This window comes from Xylanibacter rodentium (assembly GCF_013166575.1).
GTDB classification, from domain to species: domain Bacteria; phylum Bacteroidota; class Bacteroidia; order Bacteroidales; family Bacteroidaceae; genus Prevotella; species Prevotella rodentium.
This window is the reverse complement of the sequence record NZ_JABKKE010000017.1, coordinates 16,627-31,315: the sequence shown is the minus strand read 5'-3', so window position 1 is coordinate 31,315 and position 14,689 is coordinate 16,627. Positions and strand designations below refer to the sequence as shown.

The 14,689-nt window shown below is 44.5% G+C and carries 24 protein-coding genes; 1 reads left to right on the top strand and 23 read right to left on the bottom strand.

Annotated elements, in window-relative coordinates; all coding sequences use genetic code 11:
* Nucleotides 1-7: 7 nt before the first annotated feature.
* Nucleotides 8-3,046 (bottom strand): M16 family metallopeptidase, encoded by a 3,039-nt coding sequence (locus HPS55_RS10240; protein ID WP_253945767.1) that lies wholly within the window; start codon nucleotides 3,044-3,046, stop codon nucleotides 8-10.
* A 301-nt stretch (nucleotides 3,047-3,347) separates the two neighbouring features.
* On the opposite strand from HPS55_RS10240, the gene HPS55_RS10235 reads away from it, so the two are divergent.
* A complete protein-coding gene (locus HPS55_RS10235; RefSeq protein ID WP_172174069.1) occupies nucleotides 3,348-3,953 on the top strand; it encodes a nitroreductase family protein in 606 nt (201 codons plus the stop codon).
* Nucleotides 3,954-4,061: 108 nt separating this feature from the next.
* Here HPS55_RS10235 and rplQ read toward each other — a convergent pair whose 3' ends face one another.
* From rplQ to rplP, 22 genes are all read right to left on the bottom strand, one after another.
* On the bottom strand, nucleotides 4,062-4,565 hold the full coding sequence (rplQ, locus tag HPS55_RS10230; protein ID WP_172174072.1) for a 50S ribosomal protein L17: 504 nt from the start codon (nucleotides 4,563-4,565) through the stop codon (nucleotides 4,062-4,064).
* Between the two features lie 7 nt (nucleotides 4,566-4,572).
* Nucleotides 4,573-5,565 (bottom strand): DNA-directed RNA polymerase subunit alpha, encoded by a 993-nt coding sequence (locus HPS55_RS10225; protein WP_172174075.1) that lies wholly within the window; start codon nucleotides 5,563-5,565, stop codon nucleotides 4,573-4,575.
* 13 nt (nucleotides 5,566-5,578) lie between these two features.
* Nucleotides 5,579-6,184: a 30S ribosomal protein S4 gene (gene rpsD / locus HPS55_RS10220; RefSeq protein WP_172174078.1), complete on the bottom strand. Its 606-nt coding sequence runs from the start codon at nucleotides 6,182-6,184 to the stop codon at nucleotides 5,579-5,581.
* A 44-nt stretch (nucleotides 6,185-6,228) separates the two neighbouring features.
* Nucleotides 6,229-6,618 (bottom strand): 30S ribosomal protein S11, encoded by a 390-nt coding sequence (rpsK, locus tag HPS55_RS10215; RefSeq protein ID WP_172174081.1) that lies wholly within the window; start codon nucleotides 6,616-6,618, stop codon nucleotides 6,229-6,231.
* A 30-nt stretch (nucleotides 6,619-6,648) separates the two neighbouring features.
* The gene (gene rpsM, locus HPS55_RS10210; protein WP_104368397.1) at nucleotides 6,649-7,029 is read right to left on the bottom strand and encodes a 30S ribosomal protein S13; all 381 of its coding nucleotides are present in this window, start codon (nucleotides 7,027-7,029) and stop codon (nucleotides 6,649-6,651) included.
* 35 nt (nucleotides 7,030-7,064) lie between these two features.
* The gene (gene rpmJ, locus HPS55_RS10205; RefSeq protein ID WP_104368396.1) at nucleotides 7,065-7,181 is read right to left on the bottom strand and encodes a 50S ribosomal protein L36; all 117 of its coding nucleotides are present in this window, start codon (nucleotides 7,179-7,181) and stop codon (nucleotides 7,065-7,067) included.
* Nucleotides 7,182-7,195: 14 nt separating this feature from the next.
* The gene (infA, locus tag HPS55_RS10200; protein WP_004369550.1) at nucleotides 7,196-7,414 is read right to left on the bottom strand and encodes a translation initiation factor IF-1; all 219 of its coding nucleotides are present in this window, start codon (nucleotides 7,412-7,414) and stop codon (nucleotides 7,196-7,198) included.
* A 4-nt stretch (nucleotides 7,415-7,418) separates the two neighbouring features.
* Complete coding sequence (gene map, locus HPS55_RS10195) at nucleotides 7,419-8,219, bottom strand: type I methionyl aminopeptidase (protein WP_172174084.1); 801 nt, start codon at nucleotides 8,217-8,219, stop codon at nucleotides 7,419-7,421.
* A 15-nt stretch (nucleotides 8,220-8,234) separates the two neighbouring features.
* The gene (gene secY, locus HPS55_RS10190; protein ID WP_172174087.1) at nucleotides 8,235-9,590 is read right to left on the bottom strand and encodes a preprotein translocase subunit SecY; all 1,356 of its coding nucleotides are present in this window, start codon (nucleotides 9,588-9,590) and stop codon (nucleotides 8,235-8,237) included.
* Nucleotides 9,591-9,595: 5 nt separating this feature from the next.
* Nucleotides 9,596-10,042 carry a 50S ribosomal protein L15 gene (gene rplO / locus HPS55_RS10185; RefSeq protein WP_172174090.1) on the bottom strand — a complete coding sequence of 149 codons (447 nt, stop codon included), beginning with the start codon at nucleotides 10,040-10,042 and terminating at the stop codon, nucleotides 9,596-9,598.
* A gap of 27 nt (nucleotides 10,043-10,069) precedes the next feature.
* Nucleotides 10,070-10,246, bottom strand: coding sequence for a 50S ribosomal protein L30 (gene rpmD, locus HPS55_RS10180; RefSeq protein WP_172174093.1), 177 nt, complete (start codon nucleotides 10,244-10,246; stop codon nucleotides 10,070-10,072).
* 12 nt (nucleotides 10,247-10,258) lie between these two features.
* The gene (gene rpsE / locus HPS55_RS10175) at nucleotides 10,259-10,771 is read right to left on the bottom strand and encodes a 30S ribosomal protein S5 (protein WP_172174096.1); all 513 of its coding nucleotides are present in this window, start codon (nucleotides 10,769-10,771) and stop codon (nucleotides 10,259-10,261) included.
* Between the two features lie 6 nt (nucleotides 10,772-10,777).
* The gene (gene rplR / locus HPS55_RS10170) at nucleotides 10,778-11,122 is read right to left on the bottom strand and encodes a 50S ribosomal protein L18 (protein WP_172174099.1); all 345 of its coding nucleotides are present in this window, start codon (nucleotides 11,120-11,122) and stop codon (nucleotides 10,778-10,780) included.
* 18 nt (nucleotides 11,123-11,140) lie between these two features.
* Nucleotides 11,141-11,710: a 50S ribosomal protein L6 gene (gene rplF / locus HPS55_RS10165; protein ID WP_172174102.1), complete on the bottom strand. Its 570-nt coding sequence runs from the start codon at nucleotides 11,708-11,710 to the stop codon at nucleotides 11,141-11,143.
* A gap of 15 nt (nucleotides 11,711-11,725) precedes the next feature.
* Nucleotides 11,726-12,121 (bottom strand): 30S ribosomal protein S8, encoded by a 396-nt coding sequence (gene rpsH / locus HPS55_RS10160; protein ID WP_172174105.1) that lies wholly within the window; start codon nucleotides 12,119-12,121, stop codon nucleotides 11,726-11,728.
* A gap of 73 nt (nucleotides 12,122-12,194) precedes the next feature.
* Nucleotides 12,195-12,497 carry a 30S ribosomal protein S14 gene (gene rpsN, locus HPS55_RS10155; RefSeq protein ID WP_172174108.1) on the bottom strand — a complete coding sequence of 101 codons (303 nt, stop codon included), beginning with the start codon at nucleotides 12,495-12,497 and terminating at the stop codon, nucleotides 12,195-12,197.
* A 5-nt stretch (nucleotides 12,498-12,502) separates the two neighbouring features.
* Nucleotides 12,503-13,057: a 50S ribosomal protein L5 gene (rplE, locus tag HPS55_RS10150; RefSeq protein WP_172174110.1), complete on the bottom strand. Its 555-nt coding sequence runs from the start codon at nucleotides 13,055-13,057 to the stop codon at nucleotides 12,503-12,505.
* Complete coding sequence (gene rplX / locus HPS55_RS10145) at nucleotides 13,057-13,404, bottom strand: 50S ribosomal protein L24 (protein ID WP_216653096.1); 348 nt, start codon at nucleotides 13,402-13,404, stop codon at nucleotides 13,057-13,059. Before rplX ends, rplE begins: the two co-directional genes overlap by 1 nt.
* Nucleotides 13,405-13,425: 21 nt before the next feature.
* Nucleotides 13,426-13,791: a 50S ribosomal protein L14 gene (rplN, locus tag HPS55_RS10140; RefSeq protein WP_009161008.1), complete on the bottom strand. Its 366-nt coding sequence runs from the start codon at nucleotides 13,789-13,791 to the stop codon at nucleotides 13,426-13,428.
* Between the two features lie 2 nt (nucleotides 13,792-13,793).
* Nucleotides 13,794-14,060 (bottom strand): 30S ribosomal protein S17, encoded by a 267-nt coding sequence (gene rpsQ / locus HPS55_RS10135; protein ID WP_285816203.1) that lies wholly within the window; start codon nucleotides 14,058-14,060, stop codon nucleotides 13,794-13,796.
* A gap of 2 nt (nucleotides 14,061-14,062) precedes the next feature.
* Complete coding sequence (gene rpmC, locus HPS55_RS10130; protein ID WP_172174116.1) at nucleotides 14,063-14,257, bottom strand: 50S ribosomal protein L29; 195 nt, start codon at nucleotides 14,255-14,257, stop codon at nucleotides 14,063-14,065.
* Nucleotides 14,258-14,259: 2 nt separating this feature from the next.
* A complete protein-coding gene (gene rplP, locus HPS55_RS10125) occupies nucleotides 14,260-14,688 on the bottom strand; it encodes a 50S ribosomal protein L16 (RefSeq protein WP_104368382.1) in 429 nt (142 codons plus the stop codon).
* Nucleotide 14,689: the final 1 nt, after the last annotated feature.

The following is a 14,689-nucleotide window of genomic DNA, read 5'->3' as shown; positions in this document are numbered from 1 at the left end:
GATAAAATCACTTCCCTACACGGAAAACATCTTCTTTCTTCAACTCAACCACTCTGCCATAACGAGACAGGGCATCCATGTCGAGTTTGCCACAGTTGCCAACAACCACAGTAACGCGCTTGGCCGGACGCACACACTCATCGTAGAAAGCCGAGATATCAACTGCGCCAAGCGTCTCAAGAGCTGACATGGAAGCACGCGCCGGATCGGCAGAGTAACCACCGGCACGCAACCGGGCCACATGGCGCCCGATGTCACGAAATGCGGGACGGTTGTTGTTGACCGAATGAGCCATGGCCTGCTTCACAGCAGCCACATTGTTCTCACGCAACGGCATGGCTGCAAACAGGGAGTCAAGCACACCAAGAGCCTGCATGGCCTTATCAGACTGTGTGCCCATCACGGTCTGATAAGCCACAGGAACATCAGGATGGCGCATAAATGACGGTAGCTCTGCATCGCCATAAGCATAATAAGCCAAGGAACGGAACTCGCGGATATCCTGAAACATCAACGACGACATGCCACCACCAAAATAACGGCTCCATAGGTTGAGACGTGCGCGTGCGGCAACAGACGGCTGCGGAGGCAGCTGGTGATAAGTGCCGATGATGGTTTGACGGGCTGACGGACTGTCATAGACATATACCACAGGCTCGTCGTATGAAAGCAAAGGCCGGTAACTGTCGGTCTGCGGACGTGATACGGTGTCAATCGGCAACCAACGGCACACACGGCTCTCAACATCATCCACGGTCAGCGTACCACTATACACGATGCTCAGTTCGGTATGCTGCAAGTCACAAAATATGTCGACAAGCTCACGACCGCTCATCCGCTTCAGCATGTCGGCCGTAAGCCGACCCAAATATTTGGAACCATCGCCATATGCCACCCGTTCGAACAACGCATCTGCTATTGCAGCGTTCTCACGGAAGAAAGTGCGTTCTGCTATACGCTCACTCATAACAAGTTCGTCAAACTTGTCCTCATCGGCCTTGACAGTGGCGAGAAGACTGTTGAGCAGCTTCATCGTTTCGTCAAATGCGCTGTCAAAACCTTTGACGGTTATGGTGAAATCTGCATCGCCGGCTTCTACCGTAATCTCCGAGCCAAGCCGTTGCAAGGCGCTGCCGAACTGATGGCGTGTAAGAGAATCGGTGCCGAGATCACCGATGTATGACGCCACGGCTTCAAGACGATTGTCGGCAATGGTTCCGCGATGGTAAATGAGTTCGAGGGAGAAAAGATCGTTTACGGGATTATCCACCGTGTAAAGTGTGACGAGAGGACGCAGAGGGATGACACGCACATCGTTGTCGAAATCTATGAAACGCGGTTTGGCCGTCACGACAGGCATCTGCTCCAGACGCTTGGCATAATCCGAACGTACACCAGTGTTGGCCGGTGGCACAGGGGTGTATCCGGGCTGGCTGACTTTATCCTTGGCATATCGGCCGAAACGCTTGGTAACCTGCAAACTGCCTCCACTGAGATACTGACGGGCCACGCGCTCTATGTCGGTGCGAGTAACCGCCTGCACACGTTCGGGACGGCTAAGCACATCGGCCCAACTACGCCCACGGGAAAAGGCATTGACCATCATCGAGGAACGCACGGACATGTCCTCAAGCTCTTCCTTGGCTTTGCGCAGTTCCTCGACTTTGAGGGCTTCAAGCATCGCATCGTCAAAACAGCCGGTGGCGAGTCTGTCTATCTGCTCACGGCAAAGGCGGGCGGCCTTCTTCTTTGAACCGAATGGCAGGCGCGGAATGTATCCATAGCCAACGAGGTCATCGTCGCCCGACAGTCCCACCACGCCAGCCATTACACCCATCACCTTGTGGGCATGCTCAAGCGAGTCGAGCAGACCTGTGCCCGAACTGTTGGAGAGCAACAACATGGCCAGTTCTAAAGGGACATGATCGGGGTGTGTCGCTTTAGGTGCACGGAAAATATGGCCCTGCGCCTTTATGACGGGGATGGGCACTTTGATGTCAAGACGGTCAGAACTGCCGAAAGGACTCTGCACCACCGGTGTACGCAAGGGAACATCACCACGGCGCAGACGTCCGAAGGTACGCTCAAGCAACGGAACGATTGTATCGGCACAGATGTCGCCGCAAAGCATCAACCCCATATTGCCTGCCACGTAATAACGATCGAAAAATGCCTGCATCTCCGACAGACGCGGATTTTTCAAATTCGCGGTACTACCGATGATCGGGTATTCATATGGCGTGCCGGCGAAAACACGATTCTGCACAGCCTCCAAGGCCGGCACGAGCATATTGTCGGAATACATGTTCTTCTCCTCATAGACCGTCTCAAGTTCGCTTTGGAAGAGACGGAACACAGGATTGAGCATGCGCTCGCTGTTGAGTTCGGCCCATTGGGCTATATACTGTGGGCTGAAAGTGTTGTAGAACACAGTCTCATCAAGCGATGTATAGGCATTGAGTCCCGTACCGCCATAACGAGAAATAAGATTGTTGAACTCGTTGGGTATGGCATATCGGGCAGCCTCTATGCTCAGACGGTTGATATCTTGCTGTATCATACGACGACGGCTTTCGTCAACGGTCTGTGACAGACGGTCGTAACATGCGGCTATGGAATCGAGCCAAGGACGTTCGCGAGAATAATCTACAGTACCGATATTGTCGGTGCCCTTGAACAGGATATGCTCGAAATAGTGGGCAATACCCGTATCGGGACAGTCACGCGCACCTGCTTTTACAACCACGGCACCATAGGCTTTGGGCTGAGTGTGGTCTTCATTTATCCACACGGTAAGTCCGTTGCTCAGCATCAGCTCTTTCACCTGCAACATGTATGGGTGTTCCGACTTGTCATCACCTGGTCCGCAAGTCCCTTTATCAGTCAATCTGCCCGCTGACAGCAAAAGGGATACCGGACAATATGATGATGCAAACGGCTGACCTACAGCAACAATGACACGAAGCCAAATCATAATGATGGTACATGCTATGTCTCGTAATACAGAATGATGGGATGTGACGAATCGTCTTTTCTTGTTAACCATGTTTTCACTGCTTTATGTTTAGTTTGTGCAAAAATACGGAAAAGTATGTAAAATGTATATACATATCACATTTTTATGTATCATATATATATTTATAACTAAAGATTACATTTTTAAACACCCTACAAAAACTTGACTCGATTTCTGACTTCATTCATCAACCATCAAACATCACTGCATCAGAATAGCTGCAAACTGATTTTAAAACTTATCAAAAAAGCATATACCACAACATTCAAATGACAGATAATAAAAAAGAATGGCTATATTTGTGGCACATAACCCCTAAAATGATAAGACTATGAAGAGAAGTTTTCAGGAAGCATTAGTTAACAGACGGAGTTACTATAGACTGTCAGACAAATCGCCGGTAAGCGACAAAAAAATAATTGAAATGCTGAATCTTGCCATTCTACACGTACCGTCAGCGTTCAATTCACAATCTTCACGCATGGTACTGCTTTTCGGCGAACATCATCGCAGACTGTGGGATATAGTAAAAATGGAACTGAAAAAAATTGTATCGCCAGAATCCATAAAGAATACGGAAAGAAAAATCGACAATGGATTCCGTTCGGGATACGGTACGGTACTGTTTTATGAAGATAAAACAACCGTGAAACAACTACAAGACGAAAATCCGATATATAGTGAGAGATTCCCCACGTGGTCGCAGCAAACATCGGCAATGCACCAATTTGCAGTATGGACCATGCTGGAAGACATGGGGTTCGGAGCATCTCTACAACATTACAATCCGATAATAGATTGCGCGGTACGCAAGGAATGGAACATCAGTGGAACATGGGAATTGATAGCACAAATGCCCTTCGGTTCACCGGCAGAAGATATGCTACACAAAACATTTCTGCCAGAAGAAGAACGCGTACTGGTGTTTGGAAAATAATGACCGGACATTTCATGATTGTTGCTATATTCTTGTGTAAACACAAAAAACGGGTCCAACCGGATTAAACCTGTCGGACCCGCCCTATCGGATTCACCAAAATTCTATTTATTCAGCTTTTGGAGCCTCCTCTGCTACGGGAGTCTCTGTTTCTGTTGTGGCAGTCTCTTCAACAACAGCTTCTTCTGACTTTGTTGACTTACGTGAACGGCGTGTAGCTTTCTTCTTGGAAGCGGTTGTCTTAGCCATATTCTCATCAAAGTCAACAAGCTCAATGAAGCAAATGGGGGCAGCATCACCCTGACGAGTACCCAATTTAATGATACGGGTATATCCTCCGGGACGATCACCTACCTTTGCAGCTACTTCACCGAAAAGTTCCTTCAGAGCTTCCTTGTTCTGCAAATAACGGAACACTACACGACGTGAGTTTGTTGAATCGTCCTTAGAACGAGTTATCAAGGGCTCTACATACTTCTTCAGAGCTTTAGCCTTTGCAACAGTCGTAGTGATTCTTTTGTGCATAATCAGCGATATTGCCATATTTGCAAGCATGGCACTACGATGAGATGCAGTACGACCAAGATGATTGAATTTCTTGTTATGTCTCATTTTTTAATTATTCTTTATCCAATTTGTATTTAGAAATATCGGTTCCAAACGACAGATTCAGACTCTCGAGCAAATCATCAAGCTCAGTGAGCGATTTCTTACCGAAGTTGCGGAACTTAAGCAGATCGGTCTTATTGTATTGTACCAAGTCGCCAAGAGTATCAACATCTGCTGCCTTAAGACAGTTGAGGGCACGAACACTTAAGCTCATATCCACAAGACGTGTCTTGAGTAACTGACGCATATGCAGAACTTCCTCATCAAATTCCTGATTGCCATCAACATCCGCATTCTCGAGAGTGATTTTCTCATCAGAGAACAACATGAAGTGGTAAATCAAGATTTTGGCCGCTTCTTTCAGCGCATCTTTCGGGTGAATGGAACCATCCGTAGTCACTTCCATAACCAGTTTGTCATAATCGGTCTTCTGTTCAACGCGATACGGCTCTACTGAATACTTAACGTTACGGATTGGGGTGTAAATAGAATCGATTGGAATTACATTAACATCGGTGCAGAATTCCCGGTTTTCATCAGCGGGCACATATCCACGACCTTTGTTGATAGTAAGATCAATCTGCATTGAAGCTTTGGAGTCTAAATGACAAATCACTAAATCCGGGTTTAACACTTCAAATCCAGTCAGATACTTACCGATATCACCAGCCTTGAATTCGGTAGAATTCTCAACCGTGATACTGACTTTTTCGTTCTCGAACTCTTCTACTATTTGCTTGAATCTCACTTGCTTGAGATTCAAGATCATGTTGGTGACATCCTCCTTTACTCCAGATACGGATGAAAACTCATGCTCAACGCCGGCAATGCGAATCGTATTAATCGCATAACCCTCGAGAGATGAAAGAAGAATGCGGCGCAAGGAATTACCTATAGTAACACCGAAGCCAGGCTCTAACGGACGAAATTCAAATTTGCCGAATTTGTCATTAGCCTCCAACATTACGACTTTATCAGGTTTTTGAAATGCTAATATCGCCATTAATTCAATGATTTTATTTAGAGTATAACTCAACGATTAACTGCTCCTTGATATTCTCAGGAATATCGGCACGCTCTGGCTTGTGCAAGAACTTACCGCTCTTTGTATTCTCATCCCATTCTATCCAAGGATACTTGCTGTGATTAAAGCCTGCAAGAGCTGCATCGATAACCTCAAGAGATTTGGATTTTTCACGAACAGCAATTATCTGTCCCGGCTTTACAGCATATGAAGGAATGTTAACAACTTTTCCGTCAACTGTAATATGTTTATGTCCGACAAGCTGACGAGCAGCCGCACGTGTTGGAGCTATACCCAAACGAAAAACAACATTATCGAGACGACACTCAAGATTCTGCAGCAACACCTCACCGGTAATACCGTCAGCCTTAGCAGCCTTCTCAAACATATTACGGAACTGACGCTCAAGTACTCCGTATGTATACTTGGCTTTCTGCTTCTCTGCCAACATGACACCATACTCAGACATCTTTCTGCGACGGTTATTGCCATGCTGTCCGGGAGGGAAGTTTCTCCTGGACAAAACTTTGTCTGCGCCGAAAATGGGCTCACCAAAACGACGCGCAATTTTTGATTTCGGTCCTATATATCTTGCCATAATTATTATACTTTTTCTTGTTTCAACAACATTGTACCTGTGAACTATACTCTTCTTCTCTTCGGAGGACGGCAACCGTTGTGTGGCAGCGGAGTGACATCAACAATCTCTGTTACTTCAATACCAGCACCATGTACGGCACGTATAGCAGATTCACGTCCATTACCCGGACCTTTAACGTATGCTTTTACCTTACGCAAACCGAGGTCAAAAGCAACCTTTGCGCAATCCTCTGCTGCCATCTGGGCTGCATACGGAGTATTCTTCTTAGAGCCACGGAATCCCATCTTACCTGCAGAAGACCAAGAAATCACCTGACCCTCACTATTTGCCAAAGATACGATGATATTGTTGAAAGAGCTATGAACATGAAGCTGACCCATAGCGTCAACTTTTACATTTCTTTTCTTTGAAGCGACTGTTTTCTTTGCCATAATTCTAAATTCTCAATTTGTAATTACTAATTATTTAGTGGCCTTCTTCTTGTTAGCAACAGTCTTTTTCTTTCCCTTGCGAGTGCGAGCATTATTCTTTGTACTCTGACCACGAACAGGAAGACCGTTACGATGACGAACTCCACGATAGCAACCAATATCCATCAGTCGCTTGATATTCAACTGGATCTCAGAACGGAGATCACCTTCTACTTTGAATTCAGCACCGATAATTTCACGGATCTTGGCAGCCTGATCGTCAGTCCACTCGCTGACCTTCAAGTCGCGGCTCACGCCGGCCTTATCCAATATCTTTGCTGAACTACTTCGACCTATACCATAGATATAAGTCAATGCGATTTCGCCACGCTTCTCCTGGGGCAAATCTACTCCAACAATTCTTATTGCCATTTGTTAATAAAATTAATTAAATGTTTGTTTGATAATTAACCCTGACGCATCTTGTACTTCGGGTTCTTCTTGTTGATAACGAACAGACGTCCCTTACGACGCACAATCTTGCAGTCAGCGTTACGTCTCTTCAATGATGCTCTTGTCTTCATATTATGTCTATCGTTTATTTGTATCTAAATACAATTCTTCCTTTTGTCAAGTCATAAGGACTCATCTCAACCTTAACCTTATCACCAGGAAGTATCTTAATGTAGTGCATTCTCATCTTACCTGATATATGTGCGATTATCTGCACTCCATTTTCAAGTTCTACACGGAACATTGCATTTGAAAGTGATTCAATTATTGTCCCGTCCTGCTCTATAGCGGATTGTTTTGCCATGTCTTCAATATAAATTTCCTTCTATTTTCTCTACTTCTTCAAACGAAGATAAAATTTCTGCCTTACCCCTACGAACAGCCACCGTATGCTCAAAATGAGCTGCCGGCTTTCCGTCACGTGTACGAACTGTCCACTTGTCAGGCATCAGCCATATCAGCCGATTTCCCATTGTAACCATCGGTTCAACAGCAATACACATCCCATTTTTCAGCATTAACCCCTCATTACGGTTACCATAGTTTGGAACCTGAGGCTCCTCATGCATATCACGGCCTATGCCATGTCCTGTCAATTCCCTTACAATTCCATAACCATTATTCTCACAATGTTCCTGAATTGCATTTCCGATATCTCCAAGATGCTTTCCCGCTACAGCTGCTTCTATTCCCAAATAAAGAGAATCTTTTGTAGTTTTCAACAATCTCTTTATTTCAGATGAGACTTCACCAACACAAAATGTATAGCAAGAGTCTCCGCAATACCCATCAAAAACCGTGCCACAATCTATAGAAATAACATCCCCATCGCGTAGCACTGTCTTATTGTCAGGTATTCCATGAACTATGACATCATTGACAGATGTGCAAATACTTGAAGGGAACGGCTCACCAAATGGATTTGGAAACCCTTTAAAAGCAGGTTTTGCTCCATTATCCCTAATGAACTCATCTGCAATTTTATCCAATTGAAGAGTCGTTACCCCTGGTTTTATATGTTTTGCCAATTCACCAAGTGTCTTCCCTACAAGCAGACTTGCCTGGCGCATCAACTCAATTTCATCTTCAGTCTTCAGAAATACATTCATCTCCGAAGCAAAATTCTAATAGGCAGCCATACCGCCACGACCATGCACACGTCCCGAGTTCAGCAAACCGTCATAATGGCGCATAAGCAGATGACTCTCTATCTGTTGAAGTGTATCAAGTACCACACCGATAAGAATCAACAGAGATGTTCCACCAAAGAACTGAGAGAAGCCTTCCTGCACATCAAATTTTCCAATCAATGCCGGCATTATAGCAATGAAAGCAATAAACAATGAACCGGGCAGCGTTATACGTGACATCACTGTATCTATATAATCAGCTGTATCCTTTCCCGGTTTTACACCGGGTATAAAACCATTGTTACGCTTCATATCCTCCGCCATCTGAGTAGGATTTAACGTAATAGCAGTATAGAAATAGGTAAATGCAATTATCAAAAGTGCAAATACCACATTATACTCCCAACTATGATGATCCATCAAAGGACGGAAAATAGCATGAAAGAATCCCTCGGAACCGTCAGTTGTCGAATACTGAACTACAGCCAATGGAATAAACATCAAAGCCTGAGCAAAGATAATCGGCATTACATTAGCAGCAAACAACTTCAACGGAATATACTGACGTGCTCCACCATATTGCTTGTTGCCTACAATGCGCTTTGCATACTGCACAGGAATCCTTCGAGTACCCCGTACAAGCAAAATAGCAGCACATACCACAGCAAACAATATCATAATCTCAATGAGGAACATAACAAATCCACCACCAGAAATAGCTGTAAGGCGAGAGCTTATCTCTTGCACGAAAGCCTGTGGAAGACGAGCAATGATACCAATCATGATTATCATTGAGATACCATTACCGATACCCTTATCCGTGATACGTTCACCCAGCCATAGGATAAACATACTTCCTGCAGCCAAAATCAAAGTAGCCGTAATCATGAACATAGGCCAAGAAATGCCCGTAGCAATGGCATCACCGGCTTGCATCCTAAGATTTATCAGGTAACTCGGTGCCTGAAACAGCAGAATACCTACCGTCAGATACCGAGTATACGCACTAATCTTTTTGCGACCGCTTTCTCCTTCACGCTGCATCTTTTGGAAATAAGGCACAGCGATGGCAAGAAGCTGCATAACGATAGAAGCTGAGATATAAGGCATGATTCCCAATGCAAATATTGAAGCATTGGAAAATGCTCCACCAGAGAATGCATTCAGAAGTCCCATCAGACCATTCCGAGTCTGCTCCTCAAGTCCAGACAACATGGCAGGATTGATACCAGGAAGTACCACAAACGAGCCCAAACGGTAGATAGCCACAAAAAGGATTGTAATAAGGATACGCTGACGCAAATCCTCAACCTTCCAAATGTTCTTTAGTGTCTCTATTAACTTCTTCATTATCTTTAAATTATTGTTGCGTTACCACCTAATGCAGTTATAGCAGCCTGAGCAGTCTTAGAGAAAGCATTTGCCTCTACATCAACTTTAGCTGTCAGTTCGCCGTTTCCGAGAACCTTAACAAGTTCCTTGCCATTTGTCAGACCAGCAGCAACGAGTTCCGCAATTCCGATCTTAGCAAGATTCTTTTCCTCTGCAAGTTTCTGTATAGTAGACAGATTAACAGCAAAGTACTCCTTGTGGTTGATATTTTTGAAACCTGCCTTCGGAACACGACGCTGTAAAGGCATCTGTCCACCCTCGAAACCAATCTTTCTCTTATAACCGGATCTTGCTTTAGCACCCTTATGTCCGCGTGTAGAGGTTCCGCCGAGACCAGATCCTGGACCACGACCGATTCTACGACAAGAGTGTGTAGAGCCTTTTGCCGGCTTTAAATTATGTAGTTTCATAATCGAATCTGTTTTTTATTTGAATAATTAGTCTATTACGGTCACTAAATGATGTACCTTGCGTATCATTCCACGGAGTGAAGGAGTGTCTTCCTTTTCCACGACCTGAGAAATCTTGCGCAATCCTAATGCCTCAAGAGTACGCTTTTGGTCTGCAGGAGCACCAATTTTACTTTTAATCTGCTTGATTTTAATTGTTGCCATATTCAAATCTCCTTATCCTCTAAAAACCTTGTCCATACTGATTCCACGTGTACCGGCTATAGTGTAAGCATCTCTTATCTGAGTCAGTGCAAGAATAGTTGCCTTAACCAAGTTATGAGGATTGGAAGACCCCTTTGACTTAGCAAGGATATCTTTCACACCAACACTATCAAGTACAGCACGCATAGCACCTCCGGCAACCAGACCCGTACCAGCAGCGGCAGGCTTCAGAAATACCTCTGCGCCTCCGAAATGTGCCTCCATCTCGTGAGGTATAGTACCCTTAAGCACAGGCACCTTAACGAGATTTTTCTTAGCTGCCTCAACACCCTTTGCAATAGCTGCAGTAACTTCTCCAGCCTTGCCAAGTCCCCAACCGATAATACCGTTACCGTCACCGACAACGACAATAGCTGCGAATGTAAAAGTGCGACCTCCCTTAGTTACTTTAGTAACACGGTTAATAGCAACCAATCTGTCCTTTAATTCAACATCACTATTTACTTTAACTTTGTTCATTGCCATAATCGTTTAAAAATTAAGTCCACCTTTACGTGCAGCATCTGCCAGCTGCTTCACGCGGCCATGATACAGATAACCGTTACGGTCGAAAACTACTGAAGAAATACCAGCCTCCAAAGCCTTCTTGGCAACGAGCTCGCCTACCTTCTCAGCCTGCTGGATCTTCGGCATGGCCTCAAGACCCATCGAAGAAGCCGAAGCGAGAGTCGTCCCGTTCAGATCGTTTATAATCTGAACGTAGATCTGCTTGTTGCTACGGAATACACTCATACGCGGACGCTCTGCCGTACCGAACACTCTTTTGCGAATTCTGTACTTTATCTTAATTCGTCTTTCTACTTTCTTTGTTGTCATAATCGTAAATTATTAAAGTTACTTAGCTGAAGCTGACTTACCAGACTTTCTGCGGATAACCTCGCCTTGGAACAGTATACCCTTGCCCTTATAAGGTTCAGGCTTACGGAAAGTACGAATTTTTGCACATATAAGTCCCAGCAACGCTTTGTCGCACGACTCAAGAATAATGATAGGATTTTGGTTTCTTTCAGATTTTGTCTCCACCTTCACTACATCGGGAAGCTGCAAGAAAATCGGGTGAGTATAACCGAGAGAGAACTCTATAAGGTTGCCCTGATTCGATACGCGGTAACCAACACCGACCAACTCCAGCACCTTTTTGTAACCCTCACTCACACCAACGACCATGTTGTTCACGAGAGCGCGGTACAGACCATGGAACGCCTGCTTCTGTTTTGTTTCAACAGGGCTATTCTCATCGATCTCAAATACGATATGACCATCAGCTATCTTAACGATGATTGACGAGTCCACTTTCTGTGAAAGAGTGCCCTTAGGACCTTTCACGCTCACCACTCCGTCAGCATTCTGAGTAACCTCAACTCCAGCAGGAATACTAATTGGTAATTTTCCTATTCTTGACATAAACAAATCCTCCAATTAATATACATAGCAAAGAACTTCACCACCGATCTTCAGTTCAGCAGCCTCTTTGTCTGTCATTACACCTTTGGATGTAGATAAAATTGCAATACCTAATCCGTTAATCACTCTCGGCATGTCCTTGTAACCAGTATACTTACGGAGACCTGGTGTAGACACTCTTTTAAGGCACTTGATAGCATTCTCCTTTGTTGAAGGATTGTACTTCAAAGCCACTTTGATTGAACCCTGAGGACCATCCTCGATGAACTTGTAGTTCAGGATGTATCCCTTCTCGAAGAGGATCTTCGTAATCTCCTTCTTCAAGTTTGAAGCCGGTACTTCGACAACACGGTGATGAGCCATGATTGCGTTTCTCAACCTCGTCAGATAATCTGCTATTGGATCTGTCATAAAAATAAATTTTAATTAATCGGGACAACCCCGACAATATTAAATAATAAAAAATCTCGTGTGCGTATCCTAATTACCAACTTGCCTTCTTTACACCCGGAATCAGACCGCTTGATGCCATCTCACGGAACTGTATACGAGAAAGACCGAACTGGCGCATATATCCTTTAGGACGTCCTGTTATTTTGCAACGGTTGTGCAGACGAATTGGATTAGCATTCTTCGGGATGCTCTGGAGCTTACGAGCTGCCTCGTAAGCCTCTGCCAGATCATCGGTAGTTGCAATTATCTTCTTCAATGCCGCACGTTTCTCTGCATAACGGGCAACCAGCTTAGCACGCTTCACCTCGCGGGCTTTCATTGATTCTTTTGCCATATCTATTAATCGTTTTTAGCGTTTTTAAACGGCAGACCAAAAGCTTTCAACAAAGCATATCCCTCTTCGTCTGTCTTTGCTGACGTAACGAATGTGATATTCATACCCTGAATGCGGTCCACTGCATCGATATTAATCTCCGGGAAAATAATCTGCTCCTGTATACCGAGAGTATAGTTTCCACGACCGTCAAACTTGCTCTCAATACCCTTAAAGTCGCGAATACGAGGCAAAGCCACACGCACAAGTTTCTCAAGAAACTCATACATACGCTCACGACGCAATGTCACCATTACGCCTATAGGCATCTTCTTGCGAAGTTTAAAGTTAGCAATATCCTTCTTCGAATATGTGGCAACAGCTTTCTGACCTGTAATGGCAGTAATTTCATTGATGGCCACATCTATAATTTTCTTGTCCTGTGTAGCATCGCCCAAACCCTGATTAATCACGATTTTCTTCAGTACAGGAACTTGCATCTTTGAAGAGTAGTTAAACTGCTTCTCCAGTGCCGGAACAATCTGCTCCTTGTATGTATTCTTAAGTTGCGCTGTATTCATTACTTAATCTCCTCTCCAGATTTTTTTGCGATACGTACTTTTTTGCCATCATCAGTTTTCTTGATGGCGACACGTGTAGGTTCTCCTGTCTTCGGGTCTACCAGACTCAAATTAGAGATATGTATCGGAGCCTCCTGCTTAACAATTCCACCCTGAGGATTCTTTGCTGAAGGTTTGGTGCTCTTAGACACCATATTAACACCTTCAACGATTGCACGCTGCTCGTCAACAAGCACCTTAAGCACCTTGTGAGGTGCAGGGTACTTGCCATTCTGTCCCTTGCGGTCCTTGCTGTTACCGGCAATGACAAGCACCATATCGTCTTTCTTTATTTTCAACTTAGTCATTTCTTGTCTCTTTATTAAATGTTAAAGAACCTCAGGTGCCAGAGAAACCACCTTCATATTGACTGCACGCAACTCACGGGCCACAGGGCCAAAGATACGACTACCACGTATTTCACCGGCATTGTTCAACAATACACACGCATTATCATCGAATCTAATATAAGAACCGTCAGCACGACGTATTTCTTTCTTTGTACGAACAATCAAAGCCTTCGATACTGCACCTTTTTTCAAATCACTTGATGGGATGACATTCTTGACAGCAACGACAATCACGTCACCAACACTTGCATAGCGACGGCGCGTTCCGCCCAACACACGAATGCAAAGAGCCTCGCGAGCACCGCTGTTATCACATACTGTAAGTCTTGATTCTGCCTGTATCATAATTACTTAGCTTTTTCAACAATTTGAACTAATCTCCATCTCTTGGTCTTACTCAAGGGACGTGTTTCCATAATGAGCACTGTGTCACCAATGTTGGCCTCATTTTTCTCATCATGGGCATGATATTTCTTTGTCTTTTGGACAAATTTACCATAAATAGGGTGCATCTCCTTGAACTTAGAGGCAATAACAATGGTTTTATCCATTTTGTTGCTGACAACAACACCCTGTCTTGTCTTTCTTAAATTTCTTGTTTCCATCTGGCCCATTATTATTTGTTAAGTTCTCTCTGACGGAGTTCTGATTTCATACGTGCGATATTACGACGAGTAACCTTAATTTCCGACGGATTCGCCAGAGGACTAATTGCATGGTTCAGCTTCATTTGGTTGTACTTTGCAACCTCAGCCTCTATCTTCTCTGCCAAGTCTTTGGTCTCGAGCTCTCTTACTTCTTTAATCTTCATAATTAAGCGTTTTTATCGTAATCACGTCTAACAACAAACTTTGTCTTCACCGGAAGTTTCTGCGCAGCGAGACGCAAAGCCTCTTTTGCTATATCAAATGAAACTCCTTCAACTTCAAAGAGGATACGGCCTGGAGTAACAGGTGCAACCCATCCTGCGGGATCTCCCTTTCCCTTACCCATACGTACGTCTGCAGGCTTGCGTGTAATAGGTTTGTCCGGGAATATGCGGATCCAGACCTGTCCTTCACGCTGCATGTAACGATTGACAGCCACACGAGCTGCCTCTATCTGACGGCTGTCAAGCCATTTGGCCTCAAGAGTCTTGATACCGAAAGAGCCGAAAGCCAGTTGTGTACCTCTGTGGGCATTACCTTTATTGCCACGTCCATCTTGAGGTCTTCTATATTTTACTCTCTTAGGTTGTAACATG

Bases quoted from the DNA above. Each gene is read 5' to 3' on its own strand.
- map (WP_172174084.1), bottom strand. From the start codon at position 8,219: ATGAATGTATTTCTGAAGACTGAAGATGAAATTGAGTTGATGCGCCAG.
- rplO (WP_172174090.1), bottom strand. From the start codon at position 10,042: ATGAAACTACATAATTTAAAGCCGGCAAAAGGCTCTACACACTCTTGT.
- HPS55_RS10235 (WP_172174069.1), top strand. From the start codon at position 3,348: ATGAAGAGAAGTTTTCAGGAAGCATTAGTTAACAGACGGAGTTACTAT.
- rplP (WP_104368382.1), bottom strand. From the start codon at position 14,688: ATGTTACAACCTAAGAGAGTAAAATATAGAAGACCTCAAGATGGACGT.
- rplX (WP_216653096.1), bottom strand. From the start codon at position 13,404: ATGACTAAGTTGAAAATAAAGAAAGACGATATGGTGCTTGTCATTGCC.
- rpsQ (WP_285816203.1), bottom strand. From the start codon at position 14,060: ATGGGCCAGATGGAAACAAGAAATTTAAGAAAGACAAGACAGGGTGTT.
- rpmD (WP_172174093.1), bottom strand. From the start codon at position 10,246: ATGGCAACAATTAAAATCAAGCAGATTAAAAGTAAAATTGGTGCTCCT.
- rpmC (WP_172174116.1), bottom strand. From the start codon at position 14,257: ATGAAGATTAAAGAAGTAAGAGAGCTCGAGACCAAAGACTTGGCAGAG.
- rplF (WP_172174102.1), bottom strand. From the start codon at position 11,710: ATGTCAAGAATAGGAAAATTACCAATTAGTATTCCTGCTGGAGTTGAG.
- rplE (WP_172174110.1), bottom strand. From the start codon at position 13,057: ATGAATACAGCGCAACTTAAGAATACATACAAGGAGCAGATTGTTCCG.
- rplQ (WP_172174072.1), bottom strand. From the start codon at position 4,565: ATGAGACATAACAAGAAATTCAATCATCTTGGTCGTACTGCATCTCAT.
- secY (WP_172174087.1), bottom strand. From the start codon at position 9,590: ATGAAGAAGTTAATAGAGACACTAAAGAACATTTGGAAGGTTGAGGAT.
- HPS55_RS10240 (WP_253945767.1), bottom strand. From the start codon at position 3,046: ATGGTTAACAAGAAAAGACGATTCGTCACATCCCATCATTCTGTATTA.
- rpsH (WP_172174105.1), bottom strand. From the start codon at position 12,121: ATGACAGATCCAATAGCAGATTATCTGACGAGGTTGAGAAACGCAATC.
- rpsE (WP_172174096.1), bottom strand. From the start codon at position 10,771: ATGGCAATGAACAAAGTTAAAGTAAATAGTGATGTTGAATTAAAGGAC.
- rpsD (WP_172174078.1), bottom strand. From the start codon at position 6,184: ATGGCAAGATATATAGGACCGAAATCAAAAATTGCGCGTCGTTTTGGT.
- HPS55_RS10225 (WP_172174075.1), bottom strand. From the start codon at position 5,565: ATGGCGATATTAGCATTTCAAAAACCTGATAAAGTCGTAATGTTGGAG.
- rplN (WP_009161008.1), bottom strand. From the start codon at position 13,791: ATGATACAGGCAGAATCAAGACTTACAGTATGTGATAACAGCGGTGCT.
- rpsK (WP_172174081.1), bottom strand. From the start codon at position 6,618: ATGGCAAAGAAAACAGTCGCTTCAAAGAAAAGAAATGTAAAAGTTGAC.
- rpmJ (WP_104368396.1), bottom strand. From the start codon at position 7,181: ATGAAGACAAGAGCATCATTGAAGAGACGTAACGCTGACTGCAAGATT.
- rplR (WP_172174099.1), bottom strand. From the start codon at position 11,122: ATGACAACAAAGAAAGTAGAAAGACGAATTAAGATAAAGTACAGAATT.
- rpsM (WP_104368397.1), bottom strand. From the start codon at position 7,029: ATGGCAATAAGAATTGTTGGAGTAGATTTGCCCCAGGAGAAGCGTGGC.
- rpsN (WP_172174108.1), bottom strand. From the start codon at position 12,497: ATGGCAAAAGAATCAATGAAAGCCCGCGAGGTGAAGCGTGCTAAGCTG.
- infA (WP_004369550.1), bottom strand. From the start codon at position 7,414: ATGGCAAAACAATCCGCTATAGAGCAGGACGGGACAATAATTGAATCA.